At 73.7% G+C, this 22341-nt stretch carries 23 protein-coding genes and 1 pseudogene; 1 reads left to right on the forward strand and 23 read right to left on the reverse strand.

Going from position 1 to position 22341, the window contains the following annotated elements:
* Positions 1–60: 60 nt before the first annotated feature.
* Positions 61–771 carry a GntR family transcriptional regulator gene (locus ABT238_RS27890; RefSeq protein WP_350570787.1) on the reverse strand — a complete coding sequence of 237 codons (711 nt, stop codon included), beginning with the start codon at positions 769–771 and terminating at the stop codon, positions 61–63.
* 174 nt (positions 772–945) lie between these two features.
* Complete coding sequence (locus ABT238_RS27895) at positions 946–1773, reverse strand: NAD(P)-dependent oxidoreductase (RefSeq protein WP_502891470.1); 828 nt, start codon at positions 1771–1773, stop codon at positions 946–948.
* Positions 1774–1943: 170 nt separating this feature from the next.
* Between ABT238_RS27895 and ABT238_RS27900 the strand changes: the two genes are divergently transcribed.
* Positions 1944–2555, forward strand: a complete 612-nt coding sequence (locus ABT238_RS27900; RefSeq protein WP_350570785.1) for a TetR/AcrR family transcriptional regulator — start codon at positions 1944–1946, stop codon at positions 2553–2555.
* A gap of 226 nt (positions 2556–2781) precedes the next feature.
* Here ABT238_RS27900 and ABT238_RS27905 read toward each other — a convergent pair whose 3' ends face one another.
* The 21 genes and pseudogenes from ABT238_RS27905 to ABT238_RS28005 all read right to left on the reverse strand — a co-directional run.
* Entirely contained in the window at positions 2782–3660 is an 879-nt protein-coding gene (locus ABT238_RS27905; protein ID WP_350570826.1) for an ornithine cyclodeaminase family protein, read from the reverse strand.
* Positions 3661–3788: 128 nt separating this feature from the next.
* Positions 3789–4844: a proline racemase family protein gene (locus ABT238_RS27910; protein ID WP_350570784.1), complete on the reverse strand. Its 1056-nt coding sequence runs from the start codon at positions 4842–4844 to the stop codon at positions 3789–3791.
* The gene (locus tag ABT238_RS27915; RefSeq protein ID WP_350570782.1) at positions 4844–6208 is read right to left on the reverse strand and encodes an aldehyde dehydrogenase family protein; all 1365 of its coding nucleotides are present in this window, start codon (positions 6206–6208) and stop codon (positions 4844–4846) included. Before ABT238_RS27915 ends, ABT238_RS27910 begins: the two co-directional genes overlap by 1 nt.
* Before the next feature lie 55 nt (positions 6209–6263).
* A complete protein-coding gene (locus tag ABT238_RS27920; RefSeq protein ID WP_350570781.1) occupies positions 6264–7268 on the reverse strand; it encodes a proline racemase family protein in 1005 nt (334 codons plus the stop codon).
* Positions 7269–7388: 120 nt separating this feature from the next.
* Positions 7389–8252 (reverse strand): dihydrodipicolinate synthase family protein, encoded by an 864-nt coding sequence (locus ABT238_RS27925; RefSeq protein ID WP_502884377.1) that lies wholly within the window; start codon positions 8250–8252, stop codon positions 7389–7391.
* Between the two features lie 177 nt (positions 8253–8429).
* The gene (locus ABT238_RS27930) at positions 8430–9893 is read right to left on the reverse strand and encodes an FAD/NAD(P)-dependent oxidoreductase (RefSeq protein ID WP_350570779.1); all 1464 of its coding nucleotides are present in this window, start codon (positions 9891–9893) and stop codon (positions 8430–8432) included.
* Positions 9874–10194 carry a (2Fe-2S)-binding protein gene (locus tag ABT238_RS27935; RefSeq protein ID WP_350570777.1) on the reverse strand — a complete coding sequence of 107 codons (321 nt, stop codon included), beginning with the start codon at positions 10192–10194 and terminating at the stop codon, positions 9874–9876. Before ABT238_RS27935 ends, ABT238_RS27930 begins: the two co-directional genes overlap by 20 nt.
* A gap of 60 nt (positions 10195–10254) precedes the next feature.
* Positions 10255–11421 (reverse strand): NAD(P)/FAD-dependent oxidoreductase, encoded by a 1167-nt coding sequence (locus ABT238_RS27940; RefSeq protein ID WP_350570776.1) that lies wholly within the window; start codon positions 11419–11421, stop codon positions 10255–10257.
* A 138-nt stretch (positions 11422–11559) separates the two neighbouring features.
* Positions 11560–12450, reverse strand: coding sequence for a twin-arginine translocase subunit TatC (gene tatC / locus ABT238_RS27945; protein WP_502891471.1), 891 nt, complete (start codon positions 12448–12450; stop codon positions 11560–11562).
* Between the two features lie 118 nt (positions 12451–12568).
* Positions 12569–12865 carry a Sec-independent protein translocase subunit TatA gene (gene tatA / locus ABT238_RS27950; RefSeq protein WP_350570774.1) on the reverse strand — a complete coding sequence of 99 codons (297 nt, stop codon included), beginning with the start codon at positions 12863–12865 and terminating at the stop codon, positions 12569–12571.
* A gap of 273 nt (positions 12866–13138) precedes the next feature.
* The gene (locus ABT238_RS27955; RefSeq protein ID WP_350570772.1) at positions 13139–13318 is read right to left on the reverse strand and encodes a hypothetical protein; all 180 of its coding nucleotides are present in this window, start codon (positions 13316–13318) and stop codon (positions 13139–13141) included.
* A 23-nt stretch (positions 13319–13341) separates the two neighbouring features.
* Positions 13342–13572, reverse strand: coding sequence for a hypothetical protein (locus ABT238_RS27960; protein ID WP_350570771.1), 231 nt, complete (start codon positions 13570–13572; stop codon positions 13342–13344).
* 3 nt (positions 13573–13575) lie between these two features.
* Positions 13576–14532: a helix-turn-helix transcriptional regulator gene (locus ABT238_RS27965; RefSeq protein ID WP_350570770.1), complete on the reverse strand. Its 957-nt coding sequence runs from the start codon at positions 14530–14532 to the stop codon at positions 13576–13578.
* A 73-nt stretch (positions 14533–14605) separates the two neighbouring features.
* Entirely contained in the window at positions 14606–15586 is a 981-nt protein-coding gene (locus ABT238_RS27970) for a helix-turn-helix transcriptional regulator (protein WP_350570769.1), read from the reverse strand.
* 167 nt (positions 15587–15753) lie between these two features.
* Positions 15754–16119: an FKBP-type peptidyl-prolyl cis-trans isomerase gene (locus tag ABT238_RS27975; protein WP_350570767.1), complete on the reverse strand. Its 366-nt coding sequence runs from the start codon at positions 16117–16119 to the stop codon at positions 15754–15756.
* Positions 16120–16279: 160 nt separating this feature from the next.
* Positions 16280–17587 carry an FKBP-type peptidyl-prolyl cis-trans isomerase gene (locus ABT238_RS27980; protein WP_350569189.1) on the reverse strand — a complete coding sequence of 436 codons (1308 nt, stop codon included), beginning with the start codon at positions 17585–17587 and terminating at the stop codon, positions 16280–16282.
* A gap of 240 nt (positions 17588–17827) precedes the next feature.
* On the reverse strand, positions 17828–18820 hold the full coding sequence (locus ABT238_RS27985) for an FKBP-type peptidyl-prolyl cis-trans isomerase (RefSeq protein ID WP_350569191.1): 993 nt from the start codon (positions 18818–18820) through the stop codon (positions 17828–17830).
* Between the two features lie 173 nt (positions 18821–18993).
* Positions 18994–20355: a Pup--protein ligase gene (gene pafA / locus ABT238_RS27990; RefSeq protein WP_350569192.1), complete on the reverse strand. Its 1362-nt coding sequence runs from the start codon at positions 20353–20355 to the stop codon at positions 18994–18996.
* A gap of 126 nt (positions 20356–20481) precedes the next feature.
* Entirely contained in the window at positions 20482–21285 is an 804-nt protein-coding gene (prcA, locus tag ABT238_RS27995; RefSeq protein WP_350569193.1) for a proteasome subunit alpha, read from the reverse strand.
* Between the two features lie 32 nt (positions 21286–21317).
* Complete coding sequence (gene prcB / locus ABT238_RS28000; protein WP_350569233.1) at positions 21318–22112, reverse strand: proteasome subunit beta; 795 nt, start codon at positions 22110–22112, stop codon at positions 21318–21320.
* Positions 22109–22186, reverse strand: a pseudogene (locus ABT238_RS28005) (endonuclease VII domain-containing protein); the annotation flags it as partial. The gene prcB and the pseudogene ABT238_RS28005, both read right to left, overlap by 4 nt.
* Between the last annotated feature and the right edge of the window lie 155 nt (positions 22187–22341).

Raw genomic sequence — 22341 nt, forward strand, 5'->3', positions numbered from 1 at the left:
TGGACTCGGGCCCGGTGCCCCCCGGTCGCGGCACTCTCACCCGAACGGGCGGTCCACCGCCTAGCGGGAGCGCAGCCGCAGGCCGGTGCGCGACTCCTCGGGCTGCTGCTCGTCCTCGGCCCACAGGGAGCGGACGTGGCCGAGGTGGCGGGTCATGCAGGACTCGGCGGCGGGGGCGTCGCCGGCGATCATCAGGTCGAGCAGCTCCAGGTGCTCCTCCGCCGAGGAGACCAGCTCGCCGCGCTCGGCGAGGCGGTTGAGGCCGTAGAGGCGGGAGCGCTTGCGCAGGTCGCCGACGACCTCGACCAGGCGGGTGTTGCCGGCCAGGCCGAGCAGGTCGAGGTGGAACTGGCGGTCGGCCTCCAGGTAGCCGATGAGGTCCTGCTTGCCCGCGGCGGCGACGATCGCCTCGGCCTGCGGGCGCAGCGCCTCCAGCTGGTCGGCGTTGGCGGTGCGGGCGACCCGGCCGACGGTCGGGACCTCGATGAGGGCACGGATCTCGGTGAAGTCGTCGAGGTCCCGCTCGGTGAGCTCGGTGACCCGGAAGCCCTTGTTGCGGACGGCCTCGACCAGGCCCTCGCGGGCGAGGTCCAGCATGGCCTCGCGGACCGGGGTGGCGGAGACGCCGAAGTCGGCCGCGAGGGCCGGCGCGGAGTAGACGACGCCGGGGCGCAGCTCGCCGGAGATCAGGGCGGCCCGCAGGGCGTGGGCGACCTGGTCGCGCAGCCGCTCCTGGACGGAGATCAGGGTGCGGGGTTTGAGGTCGGCCATGGTGTTCCTCCGGTGAGTGCAGAACACCAGCGTACAATGTCACGTTACGTTGAGTGTGCAACATTCCGTGATTCGGATGATACGTCAGCGATCTCGACACGTGACCGGACCCATGGTGACAGGGCCGCCGCCCGGTGACAACGGTCGGCGGCCCACTGCTTCGGCTCCCCCGCCTCACTCCCCCTTGAACAGCCGCACCAGACTGCTCGCGCTGGACGCCCCGTACCCGGCCTCGACACCCCGCCGGAAGGTGTCGGCGAGCATCCGCGGCAGCGCGCCGTCCACCCCGGAGGCCTCCACGGTGTGCAGTACGTGCTCGACGCTGGCCAGCCCCATCGCGAGCCGGTCGACGTCGCCCTCGTGGTTCCCGGCGGCGATCCGCGGCGCGTAGAAGGCGAGGAAGCCCGGCAGCGAGGCGGCCGTCGCGGCGGCGTGGGGCAGGAACTCGTCCGCCGGGATGCCGTTGGCCTCGGCGACGGCGGTGGCGTGCAGGTACCCGGCCAGCGAGGTCCAGAAGAGGTCCATCTGGATCTGGTAGTACACCTGGGCGAGCCCCGGGTCGTCACCCCGGTAGTCGGCGCCGGTCAGCACCTCCAGCGCGGCGCGGTGCCGACGGAACAGTTCGACCGGGCCGCTGTAGAAGGTGGACGACTCCGGCCTCCCGATCCCGGACGGCGGCACCTGGACCCCGCCGGTGAGGTGGCCGGCACCCCGTTCGGCGAGCCACCGGGCGGCCTCCCGGGCCCGCTCGGGGGTGTCGGAGCCGAGGTTCACGACGACCCTGCCGGCCAGCTCCGTCTCGGCGGCGGCCAGCACGGCGAAGGCCGCGTCGTAGTCGGTGAGGCTGAGCACCACCAGCTCGTTGGCCGCGATCGCGTCGGCCGCGCTCGGCGCGAGCACGGCACCGCGGGCGACCAGGCCGCCGGCCCGTCCGGCCGTCCGGTTCCAGAGCGTGACGCGGTATCCGGCGTCGAGGTAGGCGCCGGCCATGGCCAGGCCCATCGGGCCGAGGCCGATCAGGGTGACGGACGGCTTGCTGCTGGGCTGCTGCGGCGTGGCGGACACGGGGATCCCCTCCGAAGGCGACTAGAACGAACGCTCTATCCAGGAGGTGACGCTAGCACAGCACTGGAACGAACGCTCTATTCAATCCACCGGCTAGACTCGCCGCCGTGAACTCCGCGAACTCCGTGAACCCCGTGAAGACCACCACCGGCACCCGCGAGCGGATCGTCCGGGCCACCTCCCGGCTGCTCCAGCGCCAGGGGTTCGAGGGCACCGGCATCAAGCAGATCTCCCGCGAGGCGGAGGCCACCCTCGGCTCCGTCTACCACTTCTTCCCGGGCGGGAAGCAGGAACTGGCCGCCGAGGCGATCCGCCACGGGGACCAGGAGTTCGCCGCGATGCTGCGCGAGGGGCTGGACAGCGCCGCCGACCCGGGCGAGGCGATCACCGCCTGCACCCGCCTGCTCGCCGAGGCCCTGCGCGCCTCCGACTGGCAGGACGGCTGCCCGATCACCACCACCGCCCTGGAGACGGTCGGCCGGGCCCCGGTCATCGAGCAGGCCGTCGCCGAGGCGTTCGCGCACTGGCGCGCCATCGTCGAGGAGAAGCTGCACGGCTCGGGCATCGCCCTCGCCGACGCCCGCGAACTCGCCGCCACCGTCATCAACACCCTGGAGGGCGCCGAACTCGCCGCCCAGGTCGCCCGCAGCGAGGAGCCCCTCCACCTGACCGGCCGCCACCTGGCCCGCCTGATCGGCACCTACCGGCCGCGGGCCTGAGCAGACGCGAGCGCGAACAGGCCTGGCAACCCGCAAGGGCGCGCAGACGCAAAAAACGGCCGACGTGGCGGGGGATCCCGTCCCACCACGTCGGCCGTCGTTCCGGCCGGTCACTTCGACGCCCCCCGTCCAGGGCAATGGGTTACGGGGGGTGGGTGCCGGCGCAGCGCCGAGGCGCCGGCACCCTGGCGTCGGGCCCCACAGCGAACCCGTGCCGGCCGGAGTTTCAGGGCGTGTCGCGCAGGTACGCCTCCGCCGCGACCGCGAGGTCCTCCCAGGCCATGCCGACGCTCTTGAAGAACCTCGGCCGGTCGGTCGGCACCGGAGCCTCGCCGCGCACCAGCTCGGCCAGGTTCCACAGGGTGTCGGCGCCGGTCACGCCCGCCATCAGCAGGTCGCCGGCCTCGCGCAGCGCGACCGAGCGGGCCTCCACGTAGAGCGCGGACCGGCCGACCAGCACCTCGTCCACCTCCCGCGCGTCCACCTCGTGCGAGCCGACCGCCGCCACCGCCGCGTGGTCCGGCACCAGCGCGCCGTCGAACAGCGGGGTGCGCGCGGTGGTGCAGCAGACCACCAGGTCGGCCCCGGCCACGTCGGCCGGGGTGCCGACGGCGGCGTCCAGGCCGCGTGCCCGGGCGTACCGGGCCAGCGCCTCGGCGGGCTGCTCGCTGCGGGCGACCACGGTCACCCGGGTCAGCGGGCGGATGCCGAGCAGCGCGTCCAGGTGGCCGTACGCCTGCGGGCCGGAGCCGAACAGCACCAGGTGCCCGGCCTGCGGCACCGCCAGCCGGTCCAGGGCGACGGCGGTGACCGCGGGCGTGCGCAGCGAGGTGAGTCCGATGCCGTCCAGCAGGGCGAGCGGCTGCAGGGTCGGACCGTCGAGCAGCAGGTAGCTGCCGGTGATCCGGGGCAGCCCGGCGGCCGGGTTGGCGGGGGCGACGCCGGCGATCTTCACCCCGGTGTAGCGGGCGGAGGCGGCCGGCATCATCAGCAGTTCCCCGGCCGGCACCGGCACCGCCGAGCGGGCGGGCGCGGCCTCCGGGTCCAGTCCGTCGAGCAGCACCTGCTCCAGCGCCCGGACCGCCTCGGCGGGCGTCAGCCCGATGGCGGCCGAGGTGAGTACGCCGGTCGGGCCCGGCGCGGCGGACTGGAGCGGCTCAGTCGCCGCGCCGGGCGGTTCCGGGGCCGGGACGGCGGCCGGGGCAGCGGCCGGAAACGTCCTCAGGTCCCCGCTCACAGCAGGAACCCCGTACCGAGGGTGTCCTGCGGGTCGAGTACGAAGCGGTGCTCGCCGGTGCGGTGCGCGGTGCCGGTCACCTCGGTGACCACGCCGTCGCCCCACGGGTCGCCGCCGGCCAGCACCCGCCCGCCGAAGACGGTGCCGACGATCGACTCGTGGCGCAGCTCCGCGCCGGGCGCGAGACGGCCCTCGGCGGCCAGGACCGCCAGCCGGGCCGAGGTGCCGGAGCCGCACGGCGAGCGGTCGATCTGGCCGTCCGCGAAGACGGTGACGTTGCGCTGGTTCAGCCCGCCGTTCTCCGAGGCGAGTTCGTCGTACAGGATGACCCCGTAGACGCCGGACAGCCGCGGGTCCACCGGGTGGCGCACCGCCTCGGTGCCGGCCAGCGCGGCCCGGATCTCGCGTCCGATCGCGGTGAGCTCGGGCAGCTGTCCGAGGCTCACCGAGAGGCCGAGCGCGGCGGCCGGCACCGAGGCGTAGCAGGCGCCGGAGTGCGCGACGGCCACCTCGACGGTGCCGCGCGAGGTCTCCACCGGCAGCTTCAGCTCGCTCACCCAGGAGGGCACGTTGCGGAACGTCACCCCGGTGGTCCGCCCGGCGGCCCGGTGGACCAGCGCGGTGACCCGGCCGGAGGGCACGTCGATCCGCACCCGGGCGACGCCGTAGTCGGGCGCCGTGACGAGCCCGGAGTCGACCGCCCAGGCGCCGAGCGCGATGGTGCCGTGGCCGCAGGCGGTCGAGTAGCCGTCCTTGTGCCAGAACAGCACACCGAGGTCGGCCTCGTCGTCGTCCGGCGGCACCAGGAAGCCGCCGTACATCCCGGCGTGGCCGCGCGGCTCGCGGGTGAGCAGCTGCCGGACGTCGTCCAGCGTGCTCGGCCGGGGCGCGGTCGCGGTGCCGCCGGCGCCGATCGCGATGGCCCGCCGCTCGGCGACGCTGTCACCGGGGACCGCCGGGGCGCCGGCGACCACGATCCGGAACGGCTCGCCGGCCGTGTGGTAGTCGACGGTGTCGACGTGCAGGACCTCGCCGTCGGTGGGGGCCGTCATCAGGCACCCCCGCCCGGCAGCAGGGTGACGGTGCGGCTCTGGGTGTAGAAGTCCAGCGCCGCCCGGCCCTGCTCGCGGGCGCCGTGGCTGGCGCCCTTGGCACCGCCGAACGGCAGGTGGAAGTCGACGCCGCTGGACGGCGCGTTGACCCGGATCATGCCCGCGTTGAGCCGGTCGGCGGCGGCCAGCGCCGCGTCCAGGTTCCGGGTGTGCACCGAGGCGGACAGCGTGTACGGGGTGTCGTTGGCGAGCGCGATCGCCTCGTCCAGATCAGCCGCCTCGTGCAGCAGGGCGATCGGGCCGAAGAACTCCTCGCGGCGCAGCGGGTGGTCCTCCGGCACCCCGGCGACCAGGGTCGGCTCCAGGTACCAGCCGTCCCGCTGGGGCGCGGCGCCGCCGGTCAGCACCTCGGCGCCGGCCTCCCGGGCGGAGGCGACGGCCGCGGTGATCTCGTCCCGGGTGGCCTCGTTGATGACCGGGCCGCAGGAGGTGTCGTCGACCTGGGCGAGCGCCTTGACCAGGGCGGCGCGCAGCGGCTCGTACGCCGCGCCGACCGCGACCACCCGGCTGGTGGCGGTGCACTTCTGGCCCGCGTAGCCGGCGATCGCGTTGGCGAGGTGGGCGGCGGCCTGGTCGATGTCGGCGTCCGGCAGGACGATCCCGGTGTTCAGCCCGCCGAGCTCGGCCTGCACCGGGGTGCCGCGCTCGGTGGCGGTGCGGACGACCTGGCGGCCGACGCCGGTGGAGCCGGTGAAGGAGACCACGTCGGCCGAGCCGACCAGCGCGGTGCCCTCGGCACCGCCGCCGGGCAGCACGGTGAAGACGTCCGCGGGCAGCCCGGCCCCGGCGACCAGTTCGGCCAGCTTCAGGGCGCAGCCGATCGCCTCCGAGGAGGGCTTGAGGACGACGCTGTTGCCGACGGCCAGCGCCGGGGCGGCCTTCCAGGTGGGGATCGCCAGCGGGAAGTTCCACGGCGTGATCAGCCCGGCGACCCCGTACGGGCGGCGGCGGGTGAGCAGCAGGCCGGGCCCGCCGGCGGTCTCGTGCACCTCGCCGGAGGCCGCGTACGGCGCCTGCGCGTAGTAGCGCCAGATCGCGGCGGTGCGGGCGACCTCGCCGCGCGCCTCGGCGATCGGCTTGCCGACCTCGCGCACGACCAGCTCGGCCAGTTCCTCGGCGTGCGCCTCGATCGCCTCGGCGACCCGGGTGAGCGCGGCCGAGCGGGCGCCGGCGCCGGCGGCGAGCCAGCCGGTCTGCGCGGTCCGGGCGCGGCCGACGGCGGCCTCGACGGCTTCGGTACCGGGGCGGGGGGCCTCGGCGACGAGGTCCGTGGGGTCGGCGGGGTTGTACGAACGGATCGTCACTGCGGGGAGCCCTTCGGGGGATTCGACGGGAGGGGGGAGCGGGAGGGACGGCGGCTCAGAGCAGGAAGCCGGCCGGGAACGGGTCGCTGGGGTCCAGGAAGTACTGGGCGGTGCCGGTGACCCAGGCCCGCCCGGTGACGGTCGGCACCACCGCCGGACGCCCGGCCACCTCGGTCTCCTCGACCAGACGGCCGATGAAGGTGGTCCCGATGAAGGAGTCGTTGCGGAAGTCCCGGTCGAGCGGCAGCTCGCCGCGCGCGTGCAGCTGGGCCATCCGGGCCGAGGTGCCGGTGCCGCAGGGCGAGCGGTCGAACCAGCCGGGGTGGATGGCCATCGCGTGCCGGGAGTGCTCGGCGGTGGAGCCGGGGGCGAGCAGCTGGACGTGGTGGCAGCTGTGGATGGACGGGTTCTCCGGGTGCACCGGGCGGTCCGGGCCGGCGTTGATGGCGTCCATCAGGGCCAGGCCGGCGTCCAGGATCTCCTGCTTGCGCTCCCGCTCGAACGGCAGGCCGAACTCGGCGAGCGGCAGGATCGCGTAGAAGTTGCCGCCGTAGGCGAGGTCGTAGCTCACCGTGCCGTGGCCGGGGACCTCGATCTTCTGGTCCAGCGCCACGGAGTAGGAGGGCACGTTGCGGATGGTGACCGCCTTGGCCGCGCCGTTCTCCACCGCGACGTCCGCGATCACCAGGCCGGCCGGGGTGTCCAGCCGGACGGTGGTGACGGGCTCGACGACCGGCACCATGCCGGTCTCCACCAGCACGGTGGCCACGCCGATGGTGCCGTGGCCGCACATCGGCAGCAGGCCGGAGACCTCGATGTAGAGCACGCCCCAGTCGGCGTCCGGCCGGGTCGGCGGCTGCAGGATGGCGCCGCTCATCGCGGCGTGGCCGCGGGGCTCGTACATCAGCAGGGTCCGGAACTCGTCCAGGTGCTGCTGGAAGTGCACCCGGCGCTCGGCCATGGTGGCGCCGGGGATCACACCGAACCCACCGGTGATGACCCGGGTGGGCATGCCCTCGGTGTGCGAGTCGACGGCGTGGAAGACGTGACGGCTGCGCATCTGCTGACGCTCCGTGGGGTGGTGGGCGGGTGGTGGACGGCGCTCCGTGCCGGGTTCCGGTCCAGGGGCCGGCTGCCGCCGCAGCCGGCCGTCCCGGACACCGGAATCACGGGGTTCGGATCAGGCGAGGCCCTCGGCCAGCGCCTTCTCCGTGGCAGCGCGGACGGCCGCCTCGATCTCCGGGGTCAGCGGCAGGCGCGGGGCCCGGGTCGGACCGCCGGGGCGGCCGGCGATGTCCATGGAGAGCTTGATCGCCTGGACGAACTCGGTCTTGGAGTCCCAGCGCAGCAGCTGGTGCAGCGCCTTGTACAGCGGCAGCGCGGTGCCCAGGTCGAGGGCGGTGGCGGCCTTGTACAGCGCGACGCTCGCCTCGGGCAGCGCGTTCGGGTAGCCGGCGATCCAGCCGACCGCGCCGGCCAGGGCCAGCTCCAGCAGCACGTCGTCGGCGCCGATCAGCAGGTCGAGGCCAGGGGCCAGCTCGGCGATCTCGTACGCCCGGCGGACGTCACCGCTGAACTCCTTGACCGCGACGATCGAGCCCTCGCCGTGCAGCTCGGCGAGCAGCGACGGGACGAGGTCGACCTTGGTGTCGATCGGGTTGTTGTAGGCCACGATCGGCAGCCCGGCCTTGGCGACCTCGGCGTAGTGCGCGCGGACGGCGGCCCGGTCGGCGCGGTAGGCGTTCGGCGGCAGCAGCAGCACGGAGCCGGCGCCGGCCTCGGCGGCCTGCTCGGTCCAGCGGCGAGACTCGGCGCTGCCGTAGGCGGCGACACCGGGCATGACCCGGGAGCCGTCCCCGGCCGCCTCCACGGCGACCTCGACGACCTTGGCGCGCTCCTCGGCGGTGAGCGTCTGGTACTCGCCGAGCGAGCCGTTGGGCACGACGCCGTCGCAGCCCGACTCGATCAGCCAGCGGACGTGCTCCGCGTAGGCGTCGTAGTCGACGGAGAGGTCCGGGCGCAGCGGGAGCGTGGTGGCGACCATGATGCCGCGCCAGGGCCGGGTGGTGTCGTGCAGGGTCTGGGACACAGGTGACTCCTTGGTGAGGTGTGACATTTTATTAGAGGGCGCGCGGCGGAGACAAGGGCCCTCGCCGGGCGATTTCGGACGGACCGGCCCGGGCCGGGACCGATCGGGCCCCGGTCCGGAACCGGAAGGACCTCAGTCCTCCCCGTCCTGCTCGTTCCGCCCGTCCTGCTCGGCCGCGAGTTGTCCGAGCGGAACGGGACAGGAGAGCGGCCGGCTGTCGGCGCGGACCTCCGCACGGTCCGCGCCGCCCGCCAGGCAGGCGACCGCCGCACCGCACATCCGCCCCTGGCACCAGCCCATTCCGGCCCTGGTCAGCAGCTTGACGGTGCGCGCGTCGCCCGCGCCCAGCTCGTCCACCGCCTCGCGGATCCGGCCGGCCGGGACCTCCTCGCAGCGGCAGACGTCGGTGTCCTCCCGCAGCCAGTCGGTCCAGCCCGGGCCGGGCCGGTGCGCGGCGGCCATCAGTTCGGCGAAGGCCCGCAGCCGGGAGCGCCTGCGCAGCAGCGCGGTGCGCACCGGCCGGTCGGCGACCGCGTGCGCGGCCAGCTCGCCCTCGGCGATCGCCAGGTCGGCGCCGCCGACCCCGCAGGTCTCGCCGGCCGCCCAGAGCCCGGGGACGGTGGTCCTCAGGCGGGCGTCGACCCTGAGCGCGGCCGTGCCGTCGGGCGTGGTGCGGGTGGCCGCGCCCAACTCGGTGGCCAGCTCGATCTGCGGGATCAGACCGTGACCGACGGCGAGCGCGTCGCACTCGATCCGCCGCTCACTGCCGGGGACCGGACGCCAGTCGGCGTCCAGTCGGGCCACCGTGACGGCGGTGACCCGGTCGGTGCCGTGCGCCTCGACGACCGCGCTGCGCGGCCGCAGCCGCACGCCGTGCCGCAGCAGCGCGGAGCCGTGCCCGGCGCCCTCGACCAGCTTGGCCGGGACGGCGGCCAGGACGCCGGGGCGCCGGGCGTACCCGAGGTACGCGGTGGCCTCGACCACCGCGGGCACCTCGGCACCGGCGGTGACCAGGGAGGAGGCCGCCGCGAGCAGCAGCGGGCCGCTCCCGGCCACCACAATCCGCCGGCCGGGCAGCACCAGGCCAGCCTTGAGCATGGCCTGCGCGCCGCCGGCGGTCACCACCCCGGGCAGGGTCCAGCCGGGGAAGGGCAGCTGCCGCTCGTAGGCGCCGGTGGCGAGCAGGACGGCGGCGGCCCGGACGGTGGCCCGGTCGTCGGCGTCCGGTCCGGTGGTGGCGTGCAGGCGCCAGTCGCCGTCGCCGGCGCGCTCCAGCGCCCACACCTGGTGGCCGGAGAGCAGCCGGACGCGGCCGGTCTCGCGGTGGACGGCGAGCCGGTCGGCCAGGCCGGTGTAGACGGACCAGCCGTGGTGCAGCCGGTCGGGCCGGTTGGCGCCGAGGCCGGGCGCGGGGTGGCGGTAGTACTGCCCGCCGGTGCTCCGGCCGGCGTCGACCAGGGCGCAGCGCAGCCCGAGGTCCGCGGCGGTCACGGCGGCGGCGAGGCCGGCCGGACCGGCGCCGATCACCGCGAGGTCGTACCGCGCGTCGGCGGCGGATCCGGAGCCGTTCGCGGGCTCAGACGTCGAGGTCGGCACGGCCGTGGCCCTCCTGGGTGGTGACGGTGGTGCCGGGCTCGGCCGGCAGCAGGCAGGTGCGCTGGTTGGGCCGCCCGTCGACGGTGGCCAGGCAGTCGAAGCAGGCGCCGATCCCGCAGAACGCCCCGCGCGGCTTGCCGCCGACCCGGGTGGTGCGCCAGGCGAGCACGCCGTCGGCCCACAGGGCGGCGGCGATGGTCTGCCCGGGCAGCGCGGGCACGGGCCGGCCGTCGAAGTCGATGGTGTGCGCGGGCGCGGGCTCGGCCCGGACCAGCTCCGCGGGGGTGCGGCTACGGCGCATGGGGGGATCTCCGTTCAGCTCATGAGCCGATCGTGGGGTGGGCGGACCGCGCGGGCGGCCTCAGGCGGCGTCCTCGGCCGGGAAGCGGTCGGGCCGGAAGGGCGCGAGGCCGAGGTCCGGCTCCTTTCCGACCAGCTGCTGGGCGATCAGCAGCCCGGTGGCCGGGGCCAGGCCGATGCCCGCGCCCTCGTGGCCGCAGGCGTGGTAGAGCCCGGACACCCGGGGGTCGGCACCGATCGCCGGCAGGTGGTCCGGCAGGTACGGACGGAAGCCGCGGTAGGCGCGCATCACGTTCACCCCGGCCAGCACCGGGAAGAGCGCGGCCGCCTGGGCGGCCAGCCGGTGCAGCACCTCGACCGAGAGCGTCCGGTCGAAGCCGACCCGCTCGCGGCTGGCGCCGATCAGCACCGGCCCGCCGGGCGTCCCCTCGACCACGGCCGAGGTCTGCAGCGCGGCGGAGCCGCTGGCCACGTCGGCCACGTAGTCGGCGGCGTACACCTTGTGCCGGACGATCCGCGGCAGCGGCTCGGTGACCAGCACGAACCCGCGCCGAGGCAGCACCGGCAGCCCGACCCCGGCCAGCGCGGCCAGCTCGCCGCCCCAGGTGCCGGCGGCGTTGACCACGGCGGGCGCGTCGAGCCGCCGCCGCTCGGTCTCCACGCCGCGCACGGCGCCGTCGCTCCCCAGCCGCACGGCCCGGACGGCCTCGCCGAGGTGCAGCCGCGCCCCGGCGAGGCGGGCGGCGCGCAGCAGGTGGGCGGCGGCCAGCGCGGGCTGGACCTGGGCGTCCTGGGGGTAGTGGAACCCGCCGGCCAGACCGGGCGCGAGGTGCGGCTCCAGTTCGTTCAGCCGCTCGCCGGGGATCTCCTCGGCGGTGACGCCGACCTCGGCCTGCGCGGCCGCGAAGGCGCGCAGCGCCTCCTGCCGGGCGGGCGTGCCGGCGACCACCAGGCCGCCCTTGGCCTCGTACTCGACGGCGGCGCCGAACTCGTCGGAGAGTTCGCGCCACAGGCCGGTGGAGTACAGGGCGAGGTCGAGCTCGGGGCCGGGTTCCTTGTCGGAGACCAGCAGGTTGCCCTCGCCGGCCCCGGTGGTGCCGCCGGCGACCGGGCCGCGGTCGACGACGTCGACGGCGAGGCCGGCCCGTGCGGCGTAGTACGCGCAGGCGGCACCGACGACACCGGCACCGACCACCACGACGTCGGGGAGTCTCTGGGAGTGGGACACGTCAGTAATATGTCACATGCCATCGAACCTGCCAAGACCGCCGGGCCAAAACCGCGAAAAGCACCGAAAAGCCCCGGCCCGCCGCTGGGAGGCGGCGGGCCGGGGCCGGGACCGGTGGGTCTCAGAAGGTCGGGCGGATCAGGTGATGTCGTCCATCTGCTCCTGGCGGGCGGCCGGCACCGGGGCGAAAGCGCTCGGGGTGCCCGAGGCCTCGATCGCCTCGGCCCCGGCGACCGGTGCCACCGAGAGGTCGACGTCCGAGGCCTCCTCGTCGCTCAGCGCGAGGTCCGGGTTGCGCCGGGCCCTGCGCCGGTCGTTCACCATCGCCACGCCCACCGCGAGGAAGTACAGGCCCCAGATCGGTGCGGCCAGCGCCAGCATGCTGAGCGGGTCGGCGCTGGGCGTCGCGAAGGCGGCGAACACGGTGATGCCCATCACCATGCCGCGCCACCAGCCCAGCAGCCGCTTGCCGGTGACCATGCCGACCAGGTTCAGCATGACCAGCAGCAGCGGGAACTCGAAGGCCAGGCCGAAGACCAGGACCAGCCGGGTGGCGATGTCGAAGTAGTCCGCCGGCGGCAGGATCGGCGTGGTCTCGTCCGGGGTGAACGAGATCAGCACCTCGACGGTCAGCGGCAGCAGCAGGATCGCCAGGGTCACACCGGCCAGGAACAGCGGCGCGCCGCACGCCATGAAGATGACCGTGTACTTGCGCTCGTGCTTGTGCAGGCCCGGCGCCACGAAGGCCCACAGCTGGTACAGCCAGATCGGGACGGTGGCGACCACGCCCACCGTCAGGGCGACCTTGAGCATCCAGTTGAAGCCCGCGGTCAGACCGATGGTCGAGACCTGCGCGCACCTGCCCTTGGTGGACTCGATGGTGTCCGGGGTGCACTGGGGCAGCGGCTTGAGCAGCAGCGTCTCGATCTGCTTGTGGAAGATCAGCGCGACGATCGTGATCACCACGATCGCCAGGACCGACTTGACCACGCGGTTCCGCAGTTCCCGCAGGTGGTCGGCGAGGGCCATCCGCCCCTCGGGATCCTTGGGCGTCTTCGACGCCTTGGTGAGCTTGCTCAACCCCGGTCCTCAACTCGTGCGTCGAGGCCCGCCGGTCGACGGGCCTCCAGTGGTCGCGCGTGCGCGCTCAGCGCGCCCCGCCGTCCTGCGCGGACCGCCCGGCGGGCTGCTCGCTCACCGGACGGGCGGTCGCGGACGCGCCCGGAGCGGACTGGATGGTCTTCGCCGTACCGCCGTCGGCGACCGCCGGGGCGGGCGGCACCGCGGCGTCGGCGGTGCCGTCGGTGCGCATCGCCTTGGCCTCGCTCTTGAGGATCCGTGCCGACTGGCCCAGCGAACGCGCCAGCTCCGGCAGCCGCTTGGCCCCGAAGAGCACAATGGCAATGACCGCGACCAGGAGGATCGCGGTGAACGAGACCCGCATGCTCGACCACCTTCAGTCTTGGCGGCACCCGACGGGCCGCCCGCTGCGGGGATGGTAACCGCTGCGGGTGACGCCGTGACGACGGCCGCCCGAACAGGACAGCGGCCCCCGTTCGCGCTCAGGAGCCATCTGAGAGCGTAACGCGCCACCGCCCGCGCGCAGCAGCCCCCGGTACCCCCTGTTCGACATTGCCGGCAGGTCGGCGGCGGGCCGCCGCGCTCCGTGCGCCGGGGCGGACGCCCCGTACGCCCGGCCCGCGCGGCCCGCGCCCCGTCAGGAGCGGCCCGCCGCCGTGGCCGCGAGGTCGCCGGCCGCCTCGGCCAGCGCCCGCGAGGCGGCGTCCACGCCCTTCGCCAGCGCCCGCACGTCCAGCCAGAGCCGGACCGCGAGGACACCCAGCACCAGCAGGCCGGCGGTGGCGAGGAGGACGGCGGCGACGAGCATCCAGGACATGCCCCCACCCTAGCGGGCCCCGCTCACCCCTCGGCCGGCACCAGCCGCATGGTCCGCACCCCGGCCCCGGTCAGCGCCGCGACGATCTTCTCCCCTGCGGGCTTGCGCACCGCCGCCCCGCACAGCGGGCACCCGAAGCTGTAGTGCGTCTGCGCCGCCGTACGGCCGAAGGTGAGGCGGAACGCCTCGACCGGCAGCTCCACCTTCTCCCGGCACTCCGAGCAGTACACCTTGAATCTGGTACCGGGCTCCACGGCTCAGACCTGCCCCTCCCCGTAGTGCGCCAGCGCCTCCAGCGCCGCCGCGCGTGCCTGCTCCGCCAGCTCCGGCGGCGAGACGATCCGCCCGTCGCGGCCCAGCCGCAGCACCAGCGGACGCAGCTGCGATGGGTCGGCGCTGCGCAGGGTGATCCGCAGACCGCCGTCCGGCAGCTCCTCGGCCCGGTCGTGGGTGTAGTACTCGGCGACCCAGCGGCCGCCGGAGGAGACCTCGACGACCACCTCGGGGTCGTCGGCGGAGGGGTTGACCAGCCCGCCGGAGAGGTCGCGCGGCTCGCGCTTGGGCGGGTCGGCGGGGACGTCCAGGACCCTGATCTCGGCGACCCGGTCGAGCCGGAACATCCGGTGGTCCTCGGAGGTCCGGCACCAGGCCTCCAGGTAGGTGTGTCCCTCGGTGAGCAGCCGGATCGGGTCGACCTCGCGCTCGGTCATGCCGCCGCGGCCGTGCGAGTAGTAGCGCAGCCAGAGCCGGCGGCCCTCGCTGAGGGCACGGTCGATGTCGGCGAAGACGTGGCTCTCGGCCTCGAAGGTGACGCCGACCCGGGCGCTGCCCTCGGCACTCTCCCCCGCCGCGTTCTCGATCTTGGCGACGGCCCGGGTGAGCGCCTCGCGGTCGCCGGCCCGCAGGCCGGGCAGGCCGGCCACGGCGCGGGCGGCCACCAGCAGCGCGGTCGCCTCGTCGGCGGCCAGCCGCAGCGGCTGGGCGACGTCGTCGACGTTGTGCCACCAGATCCGCTCGCCGTCGGTGTCGATGTCGAGCAGGTCGCCGCCGCGGAAGCTGGTGCCGCACATCGGCAGGACGTTGAGGTCCCCGATCAGCTCGCGCTCGCTGATGCCGAAGGCGCGGGCCACCTCGGCCACCTCGGCGCCGGGGCGCTCGCGCAGATAGGTGACCAGCGACAGCATCCGCCGGGTCTGGTCGATCGCGTTACTCATGCGGCCACCTCGCTACGCTCGGCAGGCGCTGCGCACAGGACGCGCCTTCCGGTGATCCGCTCGCTTCGCTCGCTCATGCGTCCACACTCTCCACCACGGTGCCGGCCACCGCGCGCAGCCGGTCGATGACGTCGGCCCGCAGCTCCTCGGGGCCGACCACCAGCACGTCCGGCCCGAACTCGGCGAGGTCGGCGCCGAGCCCGTTGCCGTACGGGATCTCCAGCTCGTCCCAGCTGTCGTCGGCCCGCCGGGTGGCGAGCGCCTTGGTGCGCAGCGGGAAGCCCGCGCCCCGGCGGACCCGGACCACGGCGGTGGCGGTGGCGCCCTCACCGGCGAACTTGGCGACGGTGGCCCGCACGTCGACGTGCTCGGGGACGGCGCCGAGGAAGGCACCGGAGCGGGCGCGGACCTTGCCGGTGATCCGGCTGAGCCGGAAGACCCGGGCGTCCTCGCGGTCGCGGTCCCAGCCGGCCAGGTACCAGTGGCCGCGCCAGCACTCCAGGGCCCAGGGTTCGACGGTGCGCTGCTCGACGGCGGCGGCGCCGGCCTTGCGGTACTCGAAGGTGACCGGGCGGCGGTCGCGGGCGGCGGTGAGCAGCGGCTCGAACGCGGCCTCGCGGGCGGGGATGCGCGGTTCGAGGGCGGGGCGGCGCTCGGTCTCGGTGAAGGGGATGCCGGCGGCCCGCAGCTTCTGGAGCGCGCCGCTGGCGGCGCCGCTCATCTTGGCCTGCTGCCAGACCCGGGCGGCGAGGGTGAGCGCGGCCGCCTCCTCGGCGTCCAGGGCGATCTCCGGCAGGCGGTTGCGGTCGGCGCGGGCGAGGTAGCCGAGCTCGCCGTCCAGGGCGTTCTCGTCGACGTCGATGACCAGTCCGAGTTCGCGCAGGTCGTCCTTGTCCCGCTCGAACATCCGGTTGAAGGCTTCCTCGCTGCTGTGCTGCCAGGCTTCGCGGTAGGCCTCGATGGACTCCCGCAGCTCCTTCTTGGAGAGCGGACGTCTGGTGTTCATCAGGCACAGGGCGAGATTCATCAGCCGCTCTGCCTTGGCGATCGCCATCGCTGACCCTTCCGGTGTGCCGCGCAGCGCGCGGGGTGCGCCCGCCGGGGCGTCGTGGACCCGGCGGGACCGACCGTACCGGTAGCGGTACGCACTGCAAAAGCCGAGTCCACGAAGACGTGGGGCCGCACCCCGCGTGCGGGGTGCGGCCCTGGCGATCAGCGTCCTCAGACGGAGATCAGGTCGACCACGAAGATCAGGGTCGAGCCCGCCGGGATGAGCGGGCTGGGCGACTGGTTGCCGTAGGCCAGGTGCGGCGGGATGACCAGCTCGCGGCGGCCGCCGACCTTCATGCCGGCGACGCCCTGGTCCCAGCCCTTGATGACCCGGCCGCCGCCGAGCGGGAACTTGAAGGTCGAGCCGCGGTTCCAGCTGGCGTCGAACTCCTCGCCGGTCGCGAAGGTCACGCCCACGTAGTGGACCTCGACGACCTGGCCCGGCTTGGCCTCCTCACCGGTGCCGACGGTGATGTCGCGGATCTTCAGCTCGGTCGGCGCGTCGCCGACCGGGAAGTCGATCTCGGGCTTGCTCACTAGTGCCTCATCTCACGGTTGGTTCGGTCCATGACCAAGCGGCGGGCGCCCGCACCCGGTCCGTTCCCGGACCACGGTACGGGCGCCCGCCGCCCGTACGGGCCCGGCCACGCGGCCGGGCCCGAAGGTCACACGCACACCATTGTCACCCGAAAGTGGATCAGCCCTGACCGGCGTCGAGGATGTCGACGACGAAGACCAGCGTGGAGTTGGCCGGGATGTCGCCCTGGGCCTGGTCCTTGTAGCCGAGCGAGGCCGGGATGACGAGCTCGACCCGGCTGCCGATGGTCTGGCCCTCCAGGCCCTGGTCCCAGCCGGCGATGACCTGGCCGCCGCCGAGCGGGAAGGAGAACGCCTGGCCCTTGCTGAGCGAGGAGTCGAAGACCTTGCCGTCCTTGTACAGGGCGCCGGTGTACTGGACGAGGATCTTCTCGCCCTTCTCGACCTTGCGGCCCTCGCCCTTGATGAGGACGTGGCTCTTCAGCTCGGTCGGGTCGGCGGCGCCCGGCACCGGGGTGATCTCGGCGGGCTTCTTGCCGTTGTCCTTGACCTGCGGGAAGTCCGCGGGCGGCGGGGTCACGGTGCCGCTGACCACCGCGTCGGGGGCGTTGCTGTTGCGGATGTCGATGACGAAGATCAGGTTGTCCTTCGCCCCGATGGACATGCTCGGGTTGCCCTGGGCGCCGAAGGCGGCGGCCGGCGGGGCGACGACGAGCAGCCGGGAGCCGGCCTTCTTGCCGACGACGGCCTGGTCGAGCGCCGGGATCAGCGCGTCGGTGCCGGCCTGGAAGATCTGCGGCTTGCCCTTGTCGTCGTACGACGAGGGGATGTCCTTGCCGGTGTTCCAGTCCTTGCCGGTGTAGTCGACCGAGGTCCAGGAGTTCTTCTCGACCTTGGGGCCGTTGCCCTCGGAGAGGACCTTGACGACGAAGCTGCCGTCGGCCTGCTCGGCGGGCACCTCGATGGTGGCCTTGCTGCCGAAGTCGCCGGTGACGTTGGGCAGCACCTTGGCGCTGTCCTTGATCGGCGGGACCGGCTCGGTGGTCGGCGTGGCCGGGGCGGACTTGGCGGTGTCCGGCTTGGCGGCGGCCTCGTCCGACGAGCCGTCCTTGTTCACCAGGTACAGGGTGACGGCGCTGCCGATGAGCAGGACGCCCAGGACCGTGCCGAGGATCACGCCGAGCTTGCCGACGTTGCCCGGGTTCTCGTCGTACCCGGCCTCGGAGGTGTCCTGGCGGCGCACGGTGGAGGCGAAGATCTGCGGGGCGTCCTCGGTCTTCGTCCCCGCGGTCCGCGGAGCCTCCCCGGACCCGCCCCACCCGGCCTGCTGCTTCAGGATCGCCGGGGGCACGACGATCGACTCGCCGTCGCCCGGGAGCGGGCCGCCGGGCCGCGAGTCGGCCGGGTCTCCGGCGGAGTTACCGTGCGCGGTACCGGACCCGCCCGGGCTCGACGCTTTCTCAGACATGACTCCCCATCCATCTCGCCACGAGGTCTTCGAGGTCTACGGCCGGCGTGGTGGCGCCGGGGTGCTGTCGCACTGCCCGCCCGGACCCCGGACGCCGGCGGCGCCTACCACAGTGCGAGGGCAGTATGACAGGTCAGGATGAGGGCGGGCGCTTGCCCGTGCGAGCGCCCGCCCAAGCGTACGGAATCCCCCCGGGCTCGAACCAGCCCGCGCAAGGGATCTCCACGGATCCGCCGGGCGCTACACGGCCTCCAGGATGTCCACCACGAACACCAGGGTCGAGTTCGCCGGCACGGCGCCCTGCGCCTGGTCCTTGTAGCCGAGCGCCGGCGGCACCACCAGCAGCACCCGGCTGCCGACGTTCTGGCCGACCAGGCCCTTGTCCCAGCCCTCGATGACGCTGCCGGTGCCGATCTGCAGCGCCTGGGCGCCGCCGTGGGTCCAGGAGGAGTCGAACTGCTGGCCGTCGCTCCACAGCACCCCGGTGTACTGCACGACCAGGGTCTGCCCGGACTTGACCTGCTTGCCCTCACCCTTGATCAGCACGGCCTGCTGGAGGTCGGTCGGCGGCGCCTGACCGGCCGGCACGGTGATGGTGACGGGGGCCTTGCCGTTGTCCTTGACCTGCGGCAGGTTCGCCGGCGGCGGCGTCATGGTGCCGGAGAGCGTGGAGTCCGGCGGCAGGCTCTCCATGATGTCGAGCACGAAGACCACGGTGTCGCCGGGGCCGACGCCGAGCTGGGTGGAGCCCTGGGTGCCGAACGCGGCGGCCGGCGGGGCGACGACCAGCAGCCGGCTGCCGACCTTCTTGCCGATCACGCTCTGGTCGAAGGCCGGCACCAGCTGCCCGCTGCCCGCCTGGTAGAGCTGCGGCTTGCCGCCGGAGTCGTAGGAACTCGGCAGGTCCTTGCCGGTGGTCCAGTCCTTGGCGGTGTAGTTCACCGTCACCCAGTCGCCCTTGTTGACCGCGGAGCGGTCGCCCTCGCTGACGGTGTTCACCACGAACTGCCCGCTGGGCTGCTGGCCCTCGGGGATGGTGATGGTGGCCTTGCTCCCGAAGCCCCCGCCGGACAGCGTCGGCATCGGCGAGGCCTCGTTCACCGGGGTGGGCACGGTGGGCGCGGCGGTCGGCGACGCCGTGGGCGTGGCCTGGCCGGCAGGCTTGGTGGAGCTGCTGCAGGCCACCGCCAGCAGCAGGGGCAGGGTGAGAAGCAACCCGGCGGTGCGGCGCACGGCGTTCCTAACTGTCGGTCAAAGTCGGCTCTCCGGACTCCGGCTCCGGACTCGACGGACAGCGTATGCGCAGACGGCGTCCGGTCCCGGTAGACACCACCGGGACCGGACGCCACGAAGATCACACCGCCGGGGGGACGGCGGCCCGCGGGCCGTTCCCCGCCGACGCCGGGTCACATGCCGGCGATGAGCTTCTCCACCCGCTCGTCCACGGACCGGAACGGGTCCTTGCAGAGCACGGTGCGCTGCGCCTGGTCGTTCAGCTTGAGGTGCACCCAGTCGACGGTGAAGTCGCGGCGCTGCTCCTGCGCCCGGCGGATGAAGTCGCCGCGCAGCCGGGCCCGGGTGGTCTGCGGCGGGATCGACTTGGCCTCGAAGGTCTTGAGGTCGGTGGTCACCCGCTGCGCCTGGTTCTTCGCCTGGAGCAGGTAGAACAGGCCGCGGCGGCGGTGGATGTCGTGGTAGGCGAGGTCGATCTGGGCGACCCGCGGGTTGCTCATGCTCATCTGGTGCTTCTCGCGGTAGCGCTCGATGAGCTTGTACTTCATGATCCAGTCGATCTCGGTGGCGACCCCGTCGAGGCGCTCGGTCTTGACCGCCTCCAGGGTGCGGCCCCACAGGTCGAGGACGCGCGCGACGGTGCCGGTGTTGATGCCCTTGCGGTCGGCGAACTCCAGCGCCTTGGTGTAGTACTCCTCCTGGATGTCGAGCGCGCTGGCCTCCCGGCCGTTGGCGAGCCGGACCTGGTGGGTGCCGGTGAGGTCGTGGCTGACCTCGCGGATGGCCCGGATCGGGTTCTCCAGGGTGAGGTCGCGCATCACCACGCCGGCCTCGATGAGCCGCAGCACCAGGTCGGTGGAGCCCACCTTGAGCAGGGTGGTGGTCTCCGACATGTTGGAGTCGCCCACGATGACGTGCAGCCGGCGGTAGCGCTCGGCGTCGGCGTGCGGCTCGTCGCGGGTGTTGATGATCGGCCGGGAGCGGGTGGTCGCCGAGCTGACGCCCTCCCAGATGTGCTCGGCGCGCTGGCTGACGCAGTAGACCGCGCCGCGCGGGGTCTGCAGCACCTTGCCGGCGCCGCAGATCAGCTGCCGGGTCACCAGGAACGGGATGAGCACGTCGGCCAGCCGGGAGAACTCGCCGTGCCGGGCCACCAGGTAGTTCTCGTGGCAGCCGTAGGAGTTGCCGGCGGAGTCGGTGTTGTTCTTGAAGAGGTAGACGTCCCCGGCGATGCCCTCCTCGTGCAGCCGCCGCTCGGCGTCGACCAGCAGGCCTTCGAGGATGCGTTCGCCCGCCTTGTCGTGCGTCACCAGCTCGACGACGTCGTCGCACTCGGGGGTGGCGTACTCGGGGTGGGAGCCGACGTCGAGGTACAGGCGGGCACCGTTGCGCAGGAACACGTTGCTGCTGCGGCCCCAGGAGACTACGCGGCGGAAGAGGTACCGGGCGACCTCGTCCGGGGACAGCCTGCGCTGCCCGCGGAACGTACAGGTGACGCCGTACTCGTTCTCCAGCCCGAAAATTCGGCGGTCCATGGGCCATCCATTCTCTGATGGGAGCTGTCCGAAACCGCCTCCGCGAAAGCCCGTCCGGGCCGCCGCAGGGGCACCGGGGTCCCGTGCCGCCGCCGGTGACGGCCGCGGCACGGGACCCCGTGGGCACTACTGGTCGGAGTCGCCCGGCGGGGTGGCCGCCGGCTTCTCCGTGCCGTCCGGCTCCGCCGAGCCGGCCGGGCCGTCCGTGTCGTCCGTCTCCGCGGACTGGTCGCCGTCGAGCAGCCGGGCGAGCTGGCCGCCCAGGATCCGCTTGAACTTGCGCTGCTGGAAGCGCTGGCGGTCCAGGACCGCCACCTCCAGCTGGTCGGGGGTGAGGACGCGCGGGCTGCCGCCGTTGGGGTCGCGGGCGAGCGAGTCCACGGCGACCTTGACCGCCTCGGTCAGCGAGAAGCCGCTGCGGTGCCGCTGGCCGAGGTAGTTGCCGATCGAGTCGGCGTTGCCGCCGACCACGACGTAGTTCTTCTCGTCGACGACCGAGCCGTCCGGGGTGAGCCGGTAGATCTGGTCGTCGTCGCCGGTGCGGCCGACCTCGGCGACGATCAGCTCGACCTCGTAGGGCTTCTCGCCGACCGAGGAGAAGATGGTGCCGAGCGTCTGTGCGTAGACGTTGGCCAGGCCCCGGGCGGTGACGTCGGCCCGGTCGTAGGTGTAGCCGCGCAGGTCGGCGTAGCGCACGCCGCCGATCCGCAGGTTCTCGAACTCGTTGTACCGGCCGACCGCCGCGAAGGCGATCTTGTCGTAGATCTCGGACACCTTGTGGAGCGCCCGGGAGGTGTTCTCGGCGACGAAGACGATGCCGTCGGCGTACGTGAGCACGACCACGCTGCGACCGCGCGCGATGCCCTTGCGGGCGTACTCCGCGCGGTCCGCCATGGCCTGCTGGGGGGAGACGTAGAACGGTGTCGACACCGGCGGTCGTCCCTTCCTTCCTCAGTTGATGGCTAGAGCAGCGGGGCCTGCGGCCCGTTGGGGTGGGCCAGGCGCTGGTCGGTGATGGAGACGGCGATCTCGGCGACCTCGGCCTCGGTGAGCCGGCGGAAGCCGTCCTCGGTGATCAGCGAGACGATCGGGAAGATCTTGCGGGCGAGGTCGGGGCCGCCGGTGGCGGAGTCGTCGTCGGCCGCGTCGTAGAGCGCCTGGACGACCATGGTGGAGGCCTGCTCGGCGGTCAGGTCGTCGCGGTGCAGCTTCTTCATCGAGCCCCGGGCGAAGACCGAGCCGGAGCCGGTGGCGGCGAAGCCGCGCTCCTCGGAGCGGCCGCCGGTGACGTCGTAGGTGAAGATCCGGCCGCGGCCGAGGTCGACGTCGTAGCCGGCGAACATCGGGACCACGGCGAGGCCCTGCATCGCCATGCCGAGGTTGCCCCGGATCATGGTGGTGAGCCGGTTGGCCTTGCCCTCCAGGGAGAGCACGGTGCCCTCGATCTTCTCGTAGTGCTCCAGCTCCAGCTGGAACATCCGGACCATCTCGATGGCGAGGCCGGCGGTGCCGGCGACGCCGACCGCGCTGTACTCGTCCGCCGGGAAGACCTTCTCCATGTCCCGCTGGGCGATCACGTTGCCCATGGTCGCGCGGCGGTCGCCGGCGAGGACCACGCCGCCGTCGAAGACCGCGGCCACGATGGTCGTGCCGTGCGGGGCCTCGATGACGCCCTCCGGCAGGCTGCGCCGGCCGGGGATCAGCTCGGGCCGGTGGGCCTCCAGGAAGTCGAGGAACGACGAGGACCCCGGGGTCAGGAAGGCAGCCGGTAGACGCCCGGTGCCACGAGTGTTGGCTTCCACACGATTCCTTCCAGGTAGCTTGAAGCGCGCACTGCCCGCACCCTACCGGCCGGACGATCACTGTCCAGCACGGCGGAGGGCCGGACCGGACGGACGGACGGCTCGCGCCGCCCGCCCGCCGTCGTCGGTCACAACCTCGGATTCCCGAAAAGCCGCGGGGCGGCCGCCCGGAATCCGCCCGGGA

This window comes from Kitasatospora sp. NPDC001527 (assembly GCF_040298605.1).
Lineage (GTDB): Bacteria > Actinomycetota > Actinomycetes > Streptomycetales > Streptomycetaceae > Kitasatospora.

Bases quoted from the DNA above. Each gene is read 5' to 3' on its own strand.
- ABT238_RS27980 (WP_350569189.1), bottom strand. From the start codon at position 17,587: ATGTCTGAGAAAGCGTCGAGCCCGGGCGGGTCCGGTACCGCGCACGGT.
- ABT238_RS27925 (WP_502884377.1), bottom strand. From the start codon at position 8,252: ATGGTCGCCACCACGCTCCCGCTGCGCCCGGACCTCTCCGTCGACTAC.
- ABT238_RS27965 (WP_350570770.1), bottom strand. From the start codon at position 14,532: ATGAGTAACGCGATCGACCAGACCCGGCGGATGCTGTCGCTGGTCACC.
- ABT238_RS27895 (WP_502891470.1), bottom strand. From the start codon at position 1,773: ATGGGCCTGGCCATGGCCGGCGCCTACCTCGACGCCGGATACCGCGTC.
- ABT238_RS27935 (WP_350570777.1), bottom strand. From the start codon at position 10,194: ATGCGCCGTAGCCGCACCCCCGCGGAGCTGGTCCGGGCCGAGCCCGCG.
- ABT238_RS27970 (WP_350570769.1), bottom strand. From the start codon at position 15,586: ATGGCGATCGCCAAGGCAGAGCGGCTGATGAATCTCGCCCTGTGCCTG.
- ABT238_RS27890 (WP_350570787.1), bottom strand. From the start codon at position 771: ATGGCCGACCTCAAACCCCGCACCCTGATCTCCGTCCAGGAGCGGCTG.
- tatC (WP_502891471.1), bottom strand. From the start codon at position 12,450: ATGGCCCTCGCCGACCACCTGCGGGAACTGCGGAACCGCGTGGTCAAG.
- ABT238_RS27955 (WP_350570772.1), bottom strand. From the start codon at position 13,318: ATGTCCTGGATGCTCGTCGCCGCCGTCCTCCTCGCCACCGCCGGCCTG.
- pafA (WP_350569192.1), bottom strand. From the start codon at position 20,355: ATGGACCGCCGAATTTTCGGGCTGGAGAACGAGTACGGCGTCACCTGT.
- tatA (WP_350570774.1), bottom strand. From the start codon at position 12,865: ATGCGGGTCTCGTTCACCGCGATCCTCCTGGTCGCGGTCATTGCCATT.
- ABT238_RS27920 (WP_350570781.1), bottom strand. From the start codon at position 7,268: ATGCGCAGCCGTCACGTCTTCCACGCCGTCGACTCGCACACCGAGGGC.
- ABT238_RS27910 (WP_350570784.1), bottom strand. From the start codon at position 4,844: ATGACGGCCCCCACCGACGGCGAGGTCCTGCACGTCGACACCGTCGAC.